At 71.8% G+C, this 17,207-nt stretch carries 14 protein-coding genes; 6 read left to right on the forward strand and 8 right to left on the reverse strand.

The features are described 5' to 3' along the window. Window positions 1–9: 9 nt before the first annotated feature. From VIM26_RS23545 to VIM26_RS23575, 7 genes are all read right to left on the reverse strand, one after another. Entirely contained in the window at window positions 10–1,383 is a 1,374-nt protein-coding gene (locus tag VIM26_RS23545; protein ID WP_331955760.1) for a PLP-dependent aminotransferase family protein, read from the reverse strand. 128 nt (window positions 1,384–1,511) lie between these two features. Next, window positions 1,512–1,853, reverse strand: coding sequence for a thioredoxin (gene trxA, locus VIM26_RS23550; RefSeq protein WP_331955761.1), 342 nt, complete (start codon window positions 1,851–1,853; stop codon window positions 1,512–1,514). Between the two features lie 40 nt (window positions 1,854–1,893). Next, window positions 1,894–2,841: a thioredoxin-disulfide reductase gene (gene trxB / locus VIM26_RS23555; RefSeq protein ID WP_331955762.1), complete on the reverse strand. Its 948-nt coding sequence runs from the start codon at window positions 2,839–2,841 to the stop codon at window positions 1,894–1,896. Between the two features lie 154 nt (window positions 2,842–2,995). Beyond that, window positions 2,996–5,107: a hypothetical protein gene (locus VIM26_RS23560; RefSeq protein WP_331955763.1), complete on the reverse strand. Its 2,112-nt coding sequence runs from the start codon at window positions 5,105–5,107 to the stop codon at window positions 2,996–2,998. A gap of 24 nt (window positions 5,108–5,131) precedes the next feature. After that, entirely contained in the window at window positions 5,132–6,865 is a 1,734-nt protein-coding gene (gene murJ, locus VIM26_RS23565; protein ID WP_331955764.1) for a murein biosynthesis integral membrane protein MurJ, read from the reverse strand. Beyond that, the gene (locus tag VIM26_RS23570) at window positions 6,862–9,111 is read right to left on the reverse strand and encodes a DUF6049 family protein (protein WP_331955765.1); all 2,250 of its coding nucleotides are present in this window, start codon (window positions 9,109–9,111) and stop codon (window positions 6,862–6,864) included. The genes murJ and VIM26_RS23570 overlap by 4 nt, the downstream gene beginning before the upstream one ends. Next, window positions 9,108–9,656 carry an NUDIX hydrolase gene (locus VIM26_RS23575; RefSeq protein ID WP_331955766.1) on the reverse strand — a complete coding sequence of 183 codons (549 nt, stop codon included), beginning with the start codon at window positions 9,654–9,656 and terminating at the stop codon, window positions 9,108–9,110. The genes VIM26_RS23570 and VIM26_RS23575 overlap by 4 nt, the downstream gene beginning before the upstream one ends. A gap of 130 nt (window positions 9,657–9,786) precedes the next feature. Here VIM26_RS23575 and VIM26_RS23580 point away from each other — a divergent pair, with 130 nt between their 5' ends. Together VIM26_RS23580 and VIM26_RS23585 are read left to right on the forward strand one after the other, a co-directional pair. Further along, a complete protein-coding gene (locus VIM26_RS23580) occupies window positions 9,787–11,295 on the forward strand; it encodes a CCA tRNA nucleotidyltransferase (RefSeq protein WP_414696553.1) in 1,509 nt (502 codons plus the stop codon). A gap of 276 nt (window positions 11,296–11,571) precedes the next feature. Further along, a complete protein-coding gene (locus VIM26_RS23585; protein ID WP_331955767.1) occupies window positions 11,572–13,212 on the forward strand; it encodes an APC family permease in 1,641 nt (546 codons plus the stop codon). 154 nt (window positions 13,213–13,366) lie between these two features. Here the strand turns inward: VIM26_RS23585 and VIM26_RS23590 are convergent, their stop codons facing one another. Next, on the reverse strand, window positions 13,367–14,662 hold the full coding sequence (locus VIM26_RS23590) for an MFS transporter (RefSeq protein WP_331955768.1): 1,296 nt from the start codon (window positions 14,660–14,662) through the stop codon (window positions 13,367–13,369). A gap of 399 nt (window positions 14,663–15,061) precedes the next feature. Here VIM26_RS23590 and VIM26_RS23595 point away from each other — a divergent pair, with 399 nt between their 5' ends. The 4 genes from VIM26_RS23595 to VIM26_RS23610 form a co-directional block, all read left to right on the forward strand. Then, window positions 15,062–15,340: a DUF6457 domain-containing protein gene (locus VIM26_RS23595; RefSeq protein ID WP_331955769.1), complete on the forward strand. Its 279-nt coding sequence runs from the start codon at window positions 15,062–15,064 to the stop codon at window positions 15,338–15,340. Between the two features lie 63 nt (window positions 15,341–15,403). Continuing rightward, the gene (locus VIM26_RS23600) at window positions 15,404–16,078 is read left to right on the forward strand and encodes a GOLPH3/VPS74 family protein (RefSeq protein WP_331955770.1); all 675 of its coding nucleotides are present in this window, start codon (window positions 15,404–15,406) and stop codon (window positions 16,076–16,078) included. Between the two features lie 58 nt (window positions 16,079–16,136). Beyond that, the gene (locus VIM26_RS23605) at window positions 16,137–16,922 is read left to right on the forward strand and encodes a class I SAM-dependent methyltransferase (protein ID WP_331955771.1); all 786 of its coding nucleotides are present in this window, start codon (window positions 16,137–16,139) and stop codon (window positions 16,920–16,922) included. Window positions 16,923–17,066: 144 nt separating this feature from the next. Next, on the forward strand, window positions 17,067–17,207 hold a 141-nt coding region (locus VIM26_RS23610; RefSeq protein WP_331955775.1), incomplete at its 3' end, for a transposase.

Below are 17,207 nucleotides of genomic sequence, written 5' to 3' on the forward strand. Positions count from 1 at the left end.
GACGGCCGGTCAGGCCACGTCGGGACCGGGCTGCTGCAGGTCGTCGCGCGACCGCGGCCCGGATACGCCGAACAGCGAGACGAGCTCGCTCTCGCCAGCGACCACCCCGGCGAGGCGACGCACGCCCTCGCGGATGCGGTCGGGGGTCGGGAAGCAGAACGACAGCCGCATGTGGTCGCTGCCCTCGCCGTTGGCGTAGAACGCGGTGCCCGGGACGTAGGCGACCCTGGCGGTGACCGCGCGGGGGAGCATCGCCTTGGCGTCGAGCCCGTCGGGCAGCTTCACCCAGGTGTAGAAGCCGCCGTCGGGCACGGTCCAGGAGGCGTCCGGCAGGTGCTCGGCGAGCGCGCCGACCATCGCGTCGCGGCGCTCCCGGTACAGCTCGCAGAACGCCTTGATCTGGCTCCGCCAGTCGCACGTGGCGAGGTAGGTCGACACGGCCAGCTGGGAGGCGTTCGATGGGCACAGGATCGCGGACTCGCTGGCCAGCACGAGTTTCTCGCGCACCGCGTGCGGCGCGACGGCCCACCCGACGCGGTACCCGGGGGCGAACGTCTTGGAGAACGTGCCGAGGTACACGACGCCGTCGGCGTCGAGCGAGCGCAGGGCAGGGATCGGGTCGCCGCTGAAGCCGAGCAGCCCGTAGGGGTTGTCTTCCAGGACGAGCACGCCGTAGCGGCGGGCGATCTCCAAGATCTGCGGGCGGCGCTCGGCGGACAGGGTCACGCCGGCGGGGTTGTGGTAGTTCGGCACGGTGTAGAGCAGTTTGACCCGACGGCCCTCGCGGGCGAGGCCGGCGAGGGTCTCCTCGAGCGCGGCCGGGATCAGTCCGTGCTCGTCGAGCGGCACGTGCACGACGTCCGCCTCGGCAGCGCGGAACACTCCGAGGGCGCCGACGTAGCTGGGCGCCTCGGCGACGACGACGTCGCCCGGGTTCACGAAGATCCGCGTGACCAGGTCGAGGGCCTGCTGGGATCCGGTGGTGACGATGATGTCGTCGGGGTGGGCCTCGATGCCTTCGAGGCGCATCACCTCCACGATCTGTTCGCGCAGGGTCTCGTCACCCTGCGCGGAGCCGTACTGGAGCGCGGTGGTGCCGCGCGTCGTGACCACGCGCTGGCTCATCTCGCCCAGGACGTCCAGGGGGAGGCCCTCGAGGTACGGCATACCGCCGGCCAGCGACACGACCTCGGGACGGTTGGCGACCGCGAACAGCGCGCGGATCTCGGAGGCCCGCATGGCGTGGGCCCGGTCGGCATAGGAGTCCAGCCACGGGTCCAGGCGCGTGCCGTGCGGGGCGCCGGTGGGCGCCGTCGGCGTCGGGACGGCGGCGGCTGCAGTGATGGGGGGCAGCTCGCCCGCCCCGGACGTCTCAAGGCTCATACCCCAGAGTGTCCCACGACCCCTCACGACCCCACCGTAGGTCCGGCCCCCGGACCGTCATCCTGCGCCGGGGTAGTACCGCCGCGCCGAGGTAGAGCCGTGCAGGGCTCTACCTCGACGGTCGGGTTCTACTTCGGCGACAGGGGGGTCAGGGCCTTGTCGATCTCGGCGGTCAGGACCGCCTTGGGGCGGGCGCCGATGAGGGTGGAGATGACTGTGCCGTCCTTGACGAAGTGCATCGTCGGGATCGAGACGATGCCGTAGTCGGCCGTGACCTTCGGGTTCTCGTCGGTGTTGAGCTTGACGATCTTGACCTTGCCCGCGTACGTGACCGCGAGCTCGTCCAGGATCGGTGCGACCTGGCGGCACGGGCCGCACCAGGGTGCCCAGAAGTCGACGACGACGAGCGTGTCGGCCTCGAGGACCTCGGCGGCGTACGTGGCGTCGGTGGCGTGGACGGGAACGGTCATCGGATCTGCTCCAGGGTGACGAGGTCGAGCGCGGGCATACCTAGTTGTTCAGGTCGGCGAGGAAGTGCTGGGCATCGAGCGCCGCGGCGCAGCCGGTGCCGGCCGCCGTGATGGCCTGCCGGTAGGTGTGGTCGACGGCGTCGCCGCACGCGAACACGCCGGGCAGGTTGGTCTTCGTCGTCTGGCCCTCGACCTTGATGTAGCCCTCGGCGTCAAGATCGACCTGCCCGACGACGAGATCGGTGCGCGGCAGGTGCCCGATCGCGACGAACAGGCCGGTCGCGGCCACCTCACGCTCCTCGCCGGTGACCGTGTCGCGCAGGGTGGCGCCGGCGAGCTTGTCGGCGCCATGCAGGGCGACGATCTCGCTGTTCCACGCGAAGTCGATCTTCGGGTCGTTCTTGGCGCGGTCGGCCATGATCTTCGAGGCCCGCAGCTCGCCACGGCGGTGCACCATCGTGACCTTGGACGCGAACCGGGTGAGGAAGGTGGCCTCCTCGACGGCCGAGTCGCCGCCGCCGACCACGAGGATCTCCTGGTTGCGGAAGAAGAAGCCGTCGCAGGTCGCGCACCAGGAGACGCCGCGGCCGGAGAGCCGCTTCTCGTCCTCGAGGCCGAGCTCGCGGTACGCGGAGCCGGTCGCCAGGATCACGGTCTTGGCCGTGTACGTTTCGCCTTCACCGGTTCGTACAGTCTTGATCGGGCCCGCGAGGTCGAGTTCGGTGGCGTCGTCCCAGACCACCTCGGCGCCGAACTTCTCGGCCTGCTTCTGCATGCTCTCCATGAGCTCGGGGCCGATGATGCCGTCCGGGAAGCCGGGGAAGTTCTCGACGTCGGTCGTGTTCATCAGCGCGCCGCCCGCGGTCACGGACCCGGCGATGACCAGGGGGGCGCTGCCCGCGCGCGCCGCGTACAGCGCTGCGGTGTAGCCGGCGGGGCCGGACCCGACGATGATCACGTCGCGGAGGGGCTGAATCTGCTCGCTCAAGAGAGTCCTTTACATGGTGCGTCGTGGCTGTCGGGCAGTGCATGAGTTCGACACCGTGCATCAGAACGGATTCTCGACCGTTTCTGTTCCGAAGGGCGAGAGTTCTGTGCCGACGTGGCAAGAATTCTGTGCCGACGTGGCGTGAATCGGCGTCTCAGGACACGCCGACCTCGGCGAGCTCCAGGCGGTTCGCGCCGTCGGCCGTCTGTGGCAGGGCCGTGAACCACAGGACGATGTGCTTGGTCTTGGTCGGCTTGCTGAGGGTGAACGTGGTGTTCGGTCCGAGCGGTCCCTGCGCGAGGATCGTGCCCTGCATCGGGGTCGACGGGTCGGTGGCGCGAATCTCGACGTTCCCGCCGGTGCCGTGCACCTGGAGCTTGACCGTGGTGACGGTCGCGTCGGCGGTGAGGTTCACGGCGTAGCCGATGCCCTTCTTCAGCCCGGCGAAGGTGGACGCCTTGTAGGTGCGCGTGTGCCAGAACGTCGCCGGGTTGGCGTCGATCGCGAGTGGCACGGCCTCCGGGTGCTCGTTGTTGTCACCCTCGGGTGGCGGGTCGAGCTGCTGACCGGAGGCGATCACCGGGGCGGCGGCGGCGCTCTTGCTCGGCGTGGCGCTCGGCTCGGTTGTCGGGGTGGACGACGCCGACGCCGACGCACTCGTACGCGCGCTCGGGGTCGCGGCGCCAGCCTTGGGCGTCCCGCCCGGGCTGGTCAGCGTGCTGAACGCGGCCCAGAGCACGACCACGACGACGAGCAGGACCAGCCCGATCACGAGCTTGGTCGGGTCGAAGCGCTTGGTGACCATCGCCTCGCGAGCCGCCGAGAGCTCCTCGCGCGCGACGCGGGGGATCTGGTGAGCGAGCGCGATGGCCCCGGTCGTCGTCGGGACGGGGGAGGTCGGGGGCGGGCCGGCGGCCACCGGCCGGGGGATCGAGGGCTTGCGGACCGGCGGCACCACCGGGGGGCGCGCCGAGACCGGGTCCGAGGCGGCGGGCAGGACGGTGGTGGCTCCGGGGTGCGCCGTCGTGGGGAAGACGGAGGTCACTCCCGGGTCCGCCGCGACCGGCATCACCGTGGTGGCACCCGGGTCCGCAGCAGCGGGCAGGACCGAGGTGGCGGAGGGGTCGACCGAGGCGCCGGGGCTCGTCGAACGAGTCGCACCCCGAGCAGCCGCCGCTGCCGCGCCGGCTGCCACGCCGCCCGCACCGGCTGCCGCGCCGAACGCCGTCGTGCGGGTGGGCACTGCGGGGGGAGGAGTGCCGGGTCGGGCCGCGGGCGCCGCCGGACGCTCGGCGAACGCGGACCGGACGGACTGCCGCTGCACGGTTGCGGGCGAGGCGACCGGCGCGGTGGGGGCGGCCTCGGGAAGCGGGGGGATCGCGGCGATGACCGCCGTCGGCGACCCTCCGCGCGAGCCCGCGAGCAGGTCCACCGCCCGGAGGTTGCCCCACGGCTCGAGTTCCAGGACGAGCTCGGCGGGGGTGTGCGGCCCGTCGTCGTGCCCGCCGAGAGTGACGGCGCACAGCGTGTCGAGGTCGTTCGGCACGCCCGCGACCAGCTCGGACGGCGCGACCGGGAGGCCCTCGAGCGACGGAGCGGCGGGCAGCTGGGGCACGCTCGGGCCGTCGGCCTCGACCGCGTCGGGGACCGTCCCGGGCCAGCGCCCGGTCATGGCGGCGTACAGCAGTGCGACCAGGGCGACGGTGTCCGCGCGGGTCGTGGACCGGGCGTCGTTCTGCTCACGGCCCAGCAGCGCGCCGTCAATGGCGAGCCCGGTGAGCAGTACGCGGTCGTCGGGCGTGAGGTGCAGCACGGAGGGGCGCAGCGCGAGGTGGTGCACGCCCCGGCGACGCGCGGTCTCCAGGGCGGACGCGGCCTCGCCGATGATGGCGCGGGCCTGGTCGGCGGGCAGCGGCCCGCGCGAGACGAGCTGGGCGAGCGACGGGCCCTTGACTGGCTCGGTCACCATGTACGCGACGCCGGCGTGCTCGCCGACGTCGAGCACGCGCACCAGGCGGGGATCGGTCACCAGGGCGGCACGGCGGGCGGCGTCGAGCGCCTGCGGCACGTGCCCCTGGGACAGGATGGCGACGCGCACCGCGCGGTCCAGGATCTGGTCCTTCGCGTGCCAGGCGGTCGCGCCCGCGAGGTCCGAGGCGATCGGTTGGAGCATCCGGTAACGGCCGGCCAGCAGCGTGCCTCGTCCGACGACGCCGTCCACCGGGCCTCCCTTGTGCTTGCCGTGCGCCTTGCGCGCTGGTGTCACCGGCCGCGCGCCGGTGCGGCCATGTTACGCGGAGCGACCCACCCGACGGAGCAACGGGCGCACCAGATCGTCGAGCTCTCGCACATGCATGAGCTTGAGCAGGCCCGCGTAGATCGCCGTCATGAGCAGCCCGACGCCGACGCAGACCAGCACGGCGCGCGGCGCGCCGGAGGCGGCGAGGTGGCCGATCAGGTGCACCGAGGTCCAGCCCGCGCCCGCCGCGACCAGGGCCGCGAGCACGGCCCGGACGTGCAGGCGCAGGATCGGGCCGGCGCCGAGCGTGCCGAGCTTGCGACGCAGCAGCACCAGTGCGACGACCGCCCCGAGGCCGTAGGAGATCGTCATGGAAAGTCCCGCACCGACCACCCAGTACCGGGGTTCCGTCAGCGCCTGCGTGAGCAGCGAACCGCCCGCCACGACCGCGGCCATCCCGACCTGGATCGGCACCATCGAGCGGGCGTCCTCGTACGCGTAGAAGACCCGTTGCGTCATCGACCAGGCGCCGAAGGCAGGCAGGCCCAGCAGCATCACCAGGATCACGGCGCTCAGCGCGGACACGTCCTGGGAGCTCGCGGACGGCTGCAGGACCCGGGCGAACGGGTACGCCAGGACCATCAGCACCGCGGCCGCGATGACGGTGAACAAGCCGACGGTCCGCAGCCCGAACGAGAGATCGGCGCGCACCGCGACGACGTCGTTGGCCGCGGCCCGGGCCGACAGGCCGGTGAACAGCGCGGTGAGCAGCGAGACCGTGACCAGGGAGTGCGGCAGCATGAACACGAGGAACGCGTTGTCGTACACCGCGTTCCCGGCCAGGCCCGCACCGCCGCCCGCCGTGTTACCGACCGCGCTGGCCACATTGGTGATGACGAGGACGCCGAGCTGGCCGACGACGAGCCCGGCGAACGTCCACGACGCGACCCGCCCGGTGTTGCCCATGCCGACCCCGCGGAACCCCCACCGGGGCCGGTATCGAAAACCGCTGCGGTAGAGCGGGACCAGCAGCACGAACGCCTGCGCGACGACACCGAGTGTCGCGGTGCCGGCGAGCAGGGCGACCTGCGTGCCGGTCCAGGTCGCGGGGTCGTTGATCAGACCCTTGTGGTCGGCGAACACGCCGTGCACGGCGATGAAGGCGCCGAGACCGGCCATCGCCACCAGGTTGTTCACGACCGGCGCCCACATCAGCGGACCAAAGCTGCCACGGGCGTTCAGGACCTGCCCGATCAGCGCGTACAGGCCGTAGAAGAGCACCTGCGGCAGGCACCAGTAGGCGAACAGCACCGCGAGGTCCGTCAGCCGCGGGTCGGCGTAGCTGGTGTAGAGCGAGACGAGCAGCGGGGCTGCGAGGGTGAGCAGCCCGGCGAGTGCGGCGAGGAGCACGGCACCGAGGGTGAGCAGCCGGTTGACGAAGTCGTCACCGTCCGCGCGCTTGTAGGCGCGCACCACCTGCGGCACCAGGACAGCGTTGAGCACCCCGCCGGCGATCAGCAGGTACAGGATGTTCGGCAGCTTGTTGCCGACCGCGAACGTGTTCGCGGCGTTCCCCGTCAGCCCGATCGCGTACACGAGCAGCGCGCCCTTGACGAACCCGAGGACCCGCGACACGGCGGTACCGGAGGCCATCAGCGTGGTGTGGCGACCCAGGTTGGCCCGCACGACGAGTGCCTCGTCGGGCACGACAGGCGCCTCGTCGGGCCCGACGGCGTCCGGCGTCAGGTCGTCGGGCGTCGGCACGCCGGGGCGCTGGGCGCTCATCGTTGGTCCACCTTCGGGGGTTCGGGCACGGTCATGGTCGGTGCGGTCAGGGCAGGACCCTCCGACACGGGGATCGGCGCGACGTCGGACACGGCGATCACGGCCAGCTCCTGCTCGCTCGCGCCGCGGCGGGTGGTCTGTCCGCGGCGGATGGTGCGCACGATGCCGAACAGGAACGCGAGCCCGAGGATGCCCGCGACGATCACGGTCCCGACATTCTCCCAGTCGGCACGGACCCGGACGACGAACGGTGTCGCGTCGGCGATCGGGCTCCCGTCCGGCGCGAGCAGCGCGACGTTGACCTTCACGTCGCCGCTGCCCACGGCCTTGAACGGGATGCGCGCCTGCGTCTGGGAGTTGGCCGGCACGACGACCGACTTGGCGCCGTCGACGACGAGCCGGCGGTTCTCGGGATCGAGCGCGACCTGCACCGTGACGTCCTGGTTCAGGTCGTTGCGCAGCCGGACCGGGAAGGTACCCGACTGCGAAATGATCTTCAGGAGGCTCCCGGGCACCACGGACACCCCGCTGCGCCGCGCAGTGAGGGCTGCCTCGGCATCGTGCACCGCGGCGGTGCGCCGGGCGGGCTCGGCTCGCCAGGCGACCGAGAGCGGCGCGAGCTCGGTCGCGTCGGCGCCCGTGAGGAGCGTGGCCGGGTCGTGGACGAGCGTCGCGAACCGGTCGAGGGCGGCCCGGGCAGTGCGGAGGGTCTGGATCTGGGCCGGCGCGACCTCGCGTGCGGCGACGACCTTCGTGGGCAGGGCGTCGCGCTCGACGCCCGGGTCGGCCGTGCCGATCAGGGTCGAGACGGGCGACAGGTGGACCCACGGGGCGCCCGCGATGGTCCCGAGCTGCGCCCGCGCGATCGCCACGTCGGGCCGCCAGCTCCGTCCCGGCGCGAGCAGGAGGTGCCGGGCGTCGTTCGGGCGTTCCCGCGCGACGACGGCGGTCTCGGCGAGCATGCGCTGCGCGGCGGTCGCGGCGGTCGCGGGTCCGGCGTCGAAGAGCTGGGCGGTCAGGGCGGGATCGGCGACGAGCGCGCCGACGTCGCCGGACGGCGTCTTCACCGTGGCGCGCCCGGTCGGGGTGTAGGACAGGTCGGGCGACGCGAGCCCGTCCCCGCCGACGACGACGTTGCGCGCGCCGGCCTTGGCCGCGAGGGCCACCGTGGCCTGGTCCGGCACGCTCTGGGCCGGCCACGCGAGGTCGGTGCGCGGCGGTGTGCCGAGGACGGGCAGGGATCCGCGCCTGCTGAGTCTGGTGGCGGACGCCGCGGTGTCGGCGGCACCGGCATGCGCGAGCGCCGCGAGGTCGGGGTCGAGCCAGGGGAGGGCGAAGATGTCGCGACCCGCGGCGGCCGTGGCCAGCCTGGCCGCGAGCACCCGGGCCTGCGCGGCGGGGGTCGTCTGGTCGGCCCCGCCCGCTGCGGCGGTGTCGTCGGCGGCCAGCGCTCCGAGCAGCGCCGGGTCGACGACCCACGCGACCGCCGGCCGGTCCTTGGTCACCGTGAGCATGTCGCGGAGTCGCGCGAGCTCCGCTTTCGAGGGAACGACCGGGTGGGTGGCCGCGTCCGGGGTGAGCGGGTCCCCGGTGAGCGGGACGGCCACGCTGACGCGCACGGTGCTGAGCTGGGGGGTGGGGAGCCACAGCGTGAAGGTGCGGGCGAGGCCCGCGCGCCGCCCGGCGTCCGTGAGCTCGACCGAGATCCCGCGCGGACCCCACGCCGCGGGCGCCGTGGAGAGCAGCAGCTCGTTCGCGGGGACCTTGAGCTGGATGTTCGCGGTGGCACCAGGGGCGAGCGGCTTGCTCAGCGGCGCGGACCGGACCGACGTCCCGGCGTAGTCGGTCGGGTCGGCTTGCGCCCACTGGTCGACCGCGCTGCGGGTGGAGATCAGGAACCGCCTGATCCGCAGCGCCGCCCGCGGGTTGGCCAGCGCGGTGTCGCCCGTGTTGCGTACCGTCGCGCGCACCACGAGCTCGTCGCCCGGCCGCAGCACCTGCGGGGAGACGCTCGTGATGGAGACGTCCACCGGGAGCGCGTCCCCGGAGGAGTCGGCGCTGGTGGTGGGCGTGGGGGACGGGGAAGCGGGGTCCGACGCGCTCGGCGTCGGGGTGCTGGCGCCCGCGGGCAGGGCGCCGACCAGGGCGGGCTCGAGCAGGACGCCGACCGCGAGGACGGCGCCCAGCAGACCGCGGAGCAGCGGTCCGGGGCGCGCGCTTCGGGCGCGACGAAGCCGGGCGCTCATGCCCCGTTGACGAGCACCACGTGCGCCGCCTCGGCGAGCCGCCGCTCGTTCGGGTAGGCGAGCCGGTGCGGAAGGTCGGTCAGGGCAACCCATTCGGCGAGCTCGGCCTCTCCATCGGGGTCTCCCTCGACGCTCAGGGTTCCCCCGAGCGCGTCGAGCAGGAAGTGGTGCACGACCTTGTGCACGCGGCGGTCGTCGCCGGTGAACCAGTAGTCGACGATGCCCAGGCGGCGCACCACCTCGCCGCGGATCCCTGTCTCTTCGGCGATTTCGCGGACGGCGGCCTCCTCGGGGGTCTCGTCGCCCTCGAGGTGACCCTTGGGCAGGCACCACTCGAGGCGCCCGGCCCGGTTGCGGCGTGCGATCACGGCCGCGAGGTGCACGCCGCGGACGAAGGAGACGACCAGCCCGCCGGCCGAGGTCTCGTCGACGACGGGCAGGCTGGGCGCAACGGCGCGGCCCAGGGCGGGGTCGATCCGGAGCGGATGGCCGCCCGGCGGCGCCGGCACGCCGCTTGGGCGCGGATGCGGCGGGACGCTGGACATGTCGCCACTGTAACTAGTCTGCGCGGTCGGGTCGGGCCATCGGTCGGCCGCCGGGTGGTCGCCGACCAGCCATCTGGCGGCCACCCGCGCCGCCGCACGGCGACATCTGGCAGGCTTGCACGTCGTGCCCCTGACCGAGAACCCCGCCGACGGCGTCGCGCCGGCCCCGGAGGCCGTGTCCTCCGAAGCCCCCGAGCTGCGTGCGCTGCGCGGCCGCGTGCGCGACATCCTGGCCGATCTCGCCCCCGAAGCCCTCGAGCTCGGCGAGATCTTCCGGGCCGCCGGCCACGAGCTCGCGCTGGTCGGGGGACCGGTTCGCGATGCCTTCCTCGGGCGAGTCAGCGCGGACCTCGACTTCGCGACGTCGGCGACGCCGGACCAGACGCAGGCGCTGCTCGCCGCCTGGGGTGACACGCACTGGGCCATCGGCAAGGCGTTCGGGACGATCGGCGCGGGTCGCAGCCGCGGCGGGGAGCACGTCGTCGTCGAGGTGACCACCTACCGGACCGACGAGTACGACACGTCGTCGCGCAAGCCCGAGGTGGTCTTCGGGGACACGCTCGACGGCGACCTGTCCCGGCGCGACTTCACGGTGAACGCGATGGCGGTCCGGCTGCCCGAGCTCGAGTTCGTGGACCCGTTCGACGGGCTCGCGGACCTCGCGCGCGGCACGCTGCGCACGCCGGTCAGCTCGCGCCAGTCGTTCGACGACGACCCGTTGCGGATGATGCGGGCCGCCCGGTTCGCCGCCCAGCTCGGTTTCACGGTGGCTCCCGAGGCGTGGGCCGCGATCGAGGAGATGAGCGATCGGATCGAGATCGTCTCGGCCGAGCGGGTGCGCGACGAGCTGGTCAAGCTGCTGATCTCCGGCGGACCGCGCCGCGGGCTCGAGGTGCTGGTCGACACCGGGCTCGCCGCGCACGTGCTGCCCGAGCTGCCCGCGCTGCAGCTCGAGATCGACGAGCATCACCGGCACAAGGACGTCTACGAGCACTCGCTCACGGTCCTCGAGCAGGCGATCGCGCTGGAGACCGGACCGGCGGGGCCCGTGCCGGGCCCCGATCTGGTGCTCCGGCTCGCCGCGCTGCTGCACGACATCGGCAAGCCGGCGACCCGGCGGTTCGAGGACCGCGGCGGCGTGAGCTTCCACCACCACGAGGTCGTGGGCGCGAAGCTGGTCACGCGCCGCCTCAAGGCGCTGCGGTTCGACAAGGACACGGTCAAGGCGGTCGCGCGGCTGACCGAGCTGCACCTGCGCTTCCACGGGTACGGCGAGGGCGGCTGGACCGACTCGGCCGTGCGCCGCTACGTGACCGACGCCGGACCGCTGCTCGAGCGCCTGCACCGGCTCGCCAGGTCGGACTCCACGACCCGGAACCGGCGCAAGGCGGACCGGCTCTCGCGCGCGTACGACGACCTCGAGGCGCGGATCGCGGTGCTGCGCCAGAGCGAGGAGCTGGCGGCGATCCGACCCGACCTCGACGGCGAGCAGATCATGGCGATCCTGGGGGTACCGGCGGGCCCGGAGATCGGGCGGGCGTACCGGTTCCTGCTCGAGCTGCGGATGGACCGCGGTCCGCTCGACGAGGCGACCGCGACCGCCGCGCTGCTCGAGTGGTGGGCGACGCAGGAGCGTTGAGGAGGCCGGGACGCGGGTCCGGTTCCGCACTTTGAGGTCTTCTGGGGGCGCGTCGCCGGGCATTGCGAGCCCCGATGCGGTAATTTACCCATCTGAAACACCGTCATTACCGTCGTGACATGGGCGTCCCGATACGGTCAAGTGAAACTGGTGTGCAGATTCGCGGCGCTTGCTCCAGGGCCGCGGACAAGATCCCGTAGAACGGAACAGCATGATCTCCTCAAGCCCGATCAGACGGATCGCCACTGTGAATTCTGTAAGAAGGCGGGTGCTGTCATGGTGATCTCCGAGAAGCCCGCGGCGAGCGCGCCCCGGTCGATGAAGAGAGAGATCGGACTCGTCTCCCTGCTCTGGGTCTCGATGGGCTCGATCATCGGTTCAGGATGGCTATTCGGGGCGAAGACCGCGCTCGCGACGGCCGGGCCGGCCGCGATCATCTCCTGGGTCATCGGTGGGGCGGCGATCCTGATCCTCGCCCTGGTGCACGCCGAGCTCGGGGCGATGTACCCGGTCTCCGGCGGCTCGGCCAGATTCCCGCACTACGCGTTCGGCGGGGTGGCCGGCGCGTCGTTCGGCTGGTTCTCCTGGCTGCAGGCCGCGACCGTGGCGCCGATCGAGGTCTCGGCGATGATCAGCTACGGCACGCACTACTCCTTCGCCAGCGGCTGGTTGAACACCAAGGGGCTGCTCACCCCGAGCGGCCTGGTCGTGGCCATCGTGCTGATGGCCCTGATCTCCTCGGTGAACTTCCTCGGCATCCGGGCCCTGGCCCTGACGAACAGCGTCGCGACCTGGTGGAAGGTCGGCGTCCCGCTCGCCACGATCCTGATCGTCGCCATCCTCGGCGGGTTGCACCCCGGGAACTTCACGGCGGCTGACGGCTTCGCGCCCGACGGCGTCCATGGGATCCTCGCCGCGGTCTCCACCAGCGGGATCATCTTCGCCTACCTCGGCTTCGAACAGGCCGACCAGCTCGCGGGCGAGAGCAAGAACCCGAAGCGGGACATCCCGATCGCCGTGATCGGCTCGATCGTGCTCGGCCTCATCATCTACATCGCGCTGCAGCTCGTCTTCCTGCTCGCGCTGCCGCAGAGCGCGATCGGCTCGACCTGGGCCGAAGTCTCGCCCGGGCTGTACACGGCGTTCACCGGGCCGTGGGCCCAGCTCGCCTCCCTGGTCAGCCTCGGCTGGCTGGCGACGATCCTCTACGCGGACGCGATCATCTCCCCCGGGGGTACCGGGTTGATCTACACCGCGGCCTCGTCCAGGGTCTCCTATGGGCTGAGCCGCAACGGCTACGTGCCGAAGCTGTTCGAGTCGCTGAACAAGCGCGGCGTGCCGTGGTTCGGGGTCCTCACTGCTTTCATCGTCGGCTGCATCTGCTTCCTGCCGTTCCCCAGCTGGCAGTCGCTCGTCGGGCTGATCACCAGTGCGAGCGTGCTGATGTACGCCGGGGCGCCGCTCGCGTTCGGCGTCTTCCGCAAGCGACTGCCCGACACCGAGCGGCCCTACAAGCTCCCGATGGGGCACATCTGGGCGCCTCTCGCGTTCGTGGTGGCGAACCTGATCATCATGTGGTCGACCTGGGCCACGGACTACAAGCTCGGGATCGCCATCCTGATCGGCTATGCGATCCTTGCCATCAACCGGATCTTCAAGCTGAACCCGCACCCGCCCGTGCTCAACTGGCGCGCCGCGCAGTGGCTGCCGGTCTACCTGATCGGGCTCGGCCTGATCGTGTACGTGAGCGACTACGGCCCGATGAAGACTCCGCTGATCCCGCTCTGGTGGGACATCGGCACGGTCGCCGCGTTCAGCCTGGTCATCTACTACTGGGCCCTCGCGGTGTCGTTGCCGCGCGAGCAGATCCTGGCGATCATCGGCGAGGCGGAGCCGATCAGCGCGGTGAACGAGTAGGTATCAGGGTCAGAGTCGAGCGAGGCGTTCCTGCCCGAACGCCTCGCTCGACTCGGGTCACCAGCACCCGCGGAGCTCACCGGTGTGCTGCAGCGTCGTTGTTTCACGTGAATCACCCCGGCCCGGGTCCAGTTGGGTCGGCGTCGTCACCGCGTCAGGGGCGTTTGCGCGGGAACGCGGAGCGGGTCGAGCTCGCCCGGTAGACGAACGCGGCCAGCAGGTAGGCCAGGGCCAGGACGGCGAAGACCCCGTGGGAGTAGCCGTCGTCGGGCAGGACGAGGGCGGCCAGCGCTGCGGCGCCCACGAAGGCCGCGTTGTACAGCACGTCGTACAGGGCGAACGCGCGGCCCCGGAACGCGTCGTCGGTGTCCCGCTGCACGATCGTGTCGACCGCGATCTTGGCGCCCTGCGCGGCCAGCCCGAGCGCGCCCGCACACGCGAGCACGGCCCACCGGCTGTCGGTCGCGGCGAGCAGCAGCTGGCTCGCAGCGGCCAGCGCGAGGCAGTACACGATCCACGCGTGCGGCCCGTTGCGCCGGCTGAGCACCGGGGTCAGCACCAGTGCGAGCATGAACCCGATGGCCGTCGCGGCGAGCACCGTGCCGAACGTGCGCAGGCCCGCGGTGGCGTCGGCGGGGTCCGCGAGCAGGTTCCGTGAGATGAGGATGCTCGCGATGAAGACCATCCCGTACAGGAACCGGTGCGCGGCCATCACGAGGAGGGCGCGCGCCGGGGTGCCCTGCTCGCGCAGGTGGCGGGCCCCTGCGACGAGGTCGTGGCCGAGAATGCTCAGGGCGCGGCGGAGCTCTCCGGCGTCGGCCCGGCGGTCGGGGCCGAGCAGGTCGCGGCCGATGCGGGTCGCGAGCGCGGCCGCCACCGCGAGCACGAGTGCGGCGACGGCCAGCACCGTGGCGTCCTTGGTGCGGCCCGGCGGCAGGATCAGGCCGAGCGTGAACGCGATGCCCGCGCCGACGCCGGCGGCGGCCGCCCCGAGCGTGGGTGTCAGCGAGTTGGCCGTGAGCAGCAGCGGGCCGCCGACGACGCGCGGGAGCGACGCCGACAGCGCTGAGAGCAGGAACCGGTTGATCGACAGGTTGACCAGCGCGAGCGCATAGACGCCCGGGCCGACGCCGCCGGTCAGCAGCAGCAGCGAGATCGTCAGGGTGATCGCGACCCGCGCCAGGTTCCCGACGACCAGCACCTGCCGGCGCCGCCAGCGATCGAGCAGCACGCCGGCCCAGGGGCCGACGACGGTGAAGGGGAGCAGCAGCACCGCGAACGCCGTGGCGACCCCGGTCGCCGTGCTCGCGTTCTCGGGGGAGAAGAAGAACAAGGTGGCGAGCCCGACCTGGAACATCCCGTCGCCGGTCTGGCTGGTCAGGCGGACCGCGAGCAGCTTGCGGAAGTTGGGGAGGTGGAGAAGCTCTCGCAGTTCGGAGATCACCAGCACGTTGGCAGCGTACTGGGCGAGATGCGCCCGGAACCGGGGTACGGGCCCGAGCTTGATCGACGCAGACAAGGTCCCGGACGTCGAGCCTCGGAGTCGGGCTGGGCGCATGCCTGGGTGTGGCCAGGGTGCACCTCGGGCTGCACCGTCGATACACCCAGCCATTCACCCAGCCATAGGCATGGTCGAATTGGTCGACGCGGAGTCGCGGCGGTCGAGATTCTCAGCGAAACGCGAGGGAAACGGCCAGGCCTTACCGCGGTCACCCGGACGTAATTTACGTCGAGAGGGGACGTCGTCGGCCCCGATTGGAGCATGGCTACAATTCCCCCGGACAGCAGCCCCGGGGCCGATCTGCGCACCGGAGGCCATGGCTGCGCCGCGCCACACCCTGGAGGAACGATGGACGACCGCGAACGATGGATCGCCTCGGCCGCACTCGAGCTCGGGATCGATGAGGACCTCATCGCCACGGTGAGCGGCCCGGTGCTGGACATGGTGCGGGACATCGCGCACGGCGTGAACCGGCCCTCGGCGCCGCTGACCGCCTTCCTCGTCGGCCTCGCCGCCGGCGCGGGCACCGCGGACGCCACCTCTGCGGAGCTCGCCGACGCCGTCATCGCCCGACTGGCCCAGGTGGACACCCTGGTGCAGGCGTGGGACGCGGACGCCTCGGCCTGATCTGCCGATCCCTGGCGACGCAACGTGGTCCGCGCGCCGGACGAGTCGTGCCAATCTGGGGGGATGACCGCACTGCTGCTCGCTGAAGAGCTGTTCCTGCTGGCGCACGACGACGAGTCCGGCAAGCCCGGTGCCGTGCTCGCGCTCGACAACGCTCTTGCTGGTGCCCTGCTGCTCGACCTGGCCGCCGTCGAGCTCGTGCACGCCGAGGGCAAGTCGCTGACGGCCGTCGAGGGGACGCCTGCGCATCCGCTGCTGGCCGCTGCGCACGCCGAGCTGCTGGCCAGCGACGCCAAGCGCACGGCGCAGCACTGGGTGAACCACCTGCCCAAGGCGCTCAAGCCGCTGCGGGACCAGGTCGGGAGGTCGCTCGCCGAGCGCGGGGTGCTCAGCGAGGAGCGCGGCAAGATCCTCGGGATCTTCGACACCGTCCGGTGGCCCGAGATCGACCCTGCTCCCGAGCACGAGCTCCGATCACGCCTGAAGCACGTGCTGGTCTACGGCAACGAGGCGGAGGCCCGCACCGAGCTGCTCATCGCGCTGCTCAGCCCGCTCGGACTGGTGCGGGAGGTCGTCGACAAGCAGCACCGCAAGCAGGCCGAGCATCGCGCGAAGGACATCTCCCAGCACAGCGCCACGGCCGGCCCGACGTCGGCCGCCGTCGCGCGCTCGGTCCAGGCCGTGCAGGCCGCCATCGTGGCCGCCGCCATCGTGCCGGTCATCGCCGTCACGACCTGAGCCCACATAGCGAGACGAATTGATTCACATGGTGGGATGAACGAATACCCTGCGAAGCATGCCCTCCTACACACACGGACACCACGAGTCGGTCCTCCGGTCCCATCGCTGGCGCACGCTGGAGAACTCGGCGGCCTATCTGCTGCCGCACCTGTCCCCGGAGATGCGCGTCCTCGACGTCGGATGCGGCCCGGGCACCATCACCGCGGACCTCGCGTCGCGCGTCGCCCACGTGACCGCGGTCGAGCTCACCTCCGCTGCGCTCGACCTGGCACGTGCGGAGATGGCCGGGCGCACGAACGTGTCGTATCTCGTGACCGATGCGCACGCCCTCGACCTGCCCGACGACAGCTTCGACGTCGTGCACGCCCACCAGGTTCTGCAACACCTCGACGACCCGGTGCAGGCGCTGAGGGAGATGAGGCGCGTGTGCAAGCCCGGCGGGCTGGTGGCCGTACGCGACAGCGACTACCTCGGCTTCACCTGGTTCCCGGAGGCACCGGCCTTCGACGAGTGGATGCGGCTCTACCAGGAGGCCGCGTTGGCCAACGGCGGCGAGCCGCAGGCCGGACGTCGTCTGCTGTCGTGGGCACGGGCTGCCGGGTTCACCGACATCACACCGTCCTCGAGCACCTGGTGCTTCGCGAACCCGGAGGACCGGCAGTACTGGGGCGGGATGTGGGCCGACCGCATCCTGCAGTCGGCTCTCACGACGCAGCTGCTGGACTCCGGGATGGCGACTCCGCCTGAGCTGCAGGCGATCTCGGAGGCATTCCGTTCCTGGATCAGCGATGAGGACGGCTGGTTCAGCCTCCTCCACGGAGAGGTCATTGCCAGGCCCTAGCGTCGCGCTCCTTCTGCGCACCGCCGCTGCACGACCATTGACTGTCGCTGCTGGGTCCGCGGTAGGTCGTGTTCCGATCTGGCGTGGTCAGGCGGCCGTGAACCTCCCCCAAAACCGTGGAGACATGCGCTATGAGGAGTAGTCATGTCGGAGAAACGAAGGAAGTTCGACCAGGAGTTTCGTGAGGGGGCTGTGCGGATCGTCCGGGAGACTGGGAAACCGATCGCGCAGGTCGCTCGTGATCTCGGAATCAACGACGGCACGCTGGGCCACTGGTATGCCCAG

Origin of the sequence: Pengzhenrongella sp., assembly GCF_036565025.1 — a bacterium.
Lineage (GTDB): Bacteria > Actinomycetota > Actinomycetes > Actinomycetales > Cellulomonadaceae > Pengzhenrongella.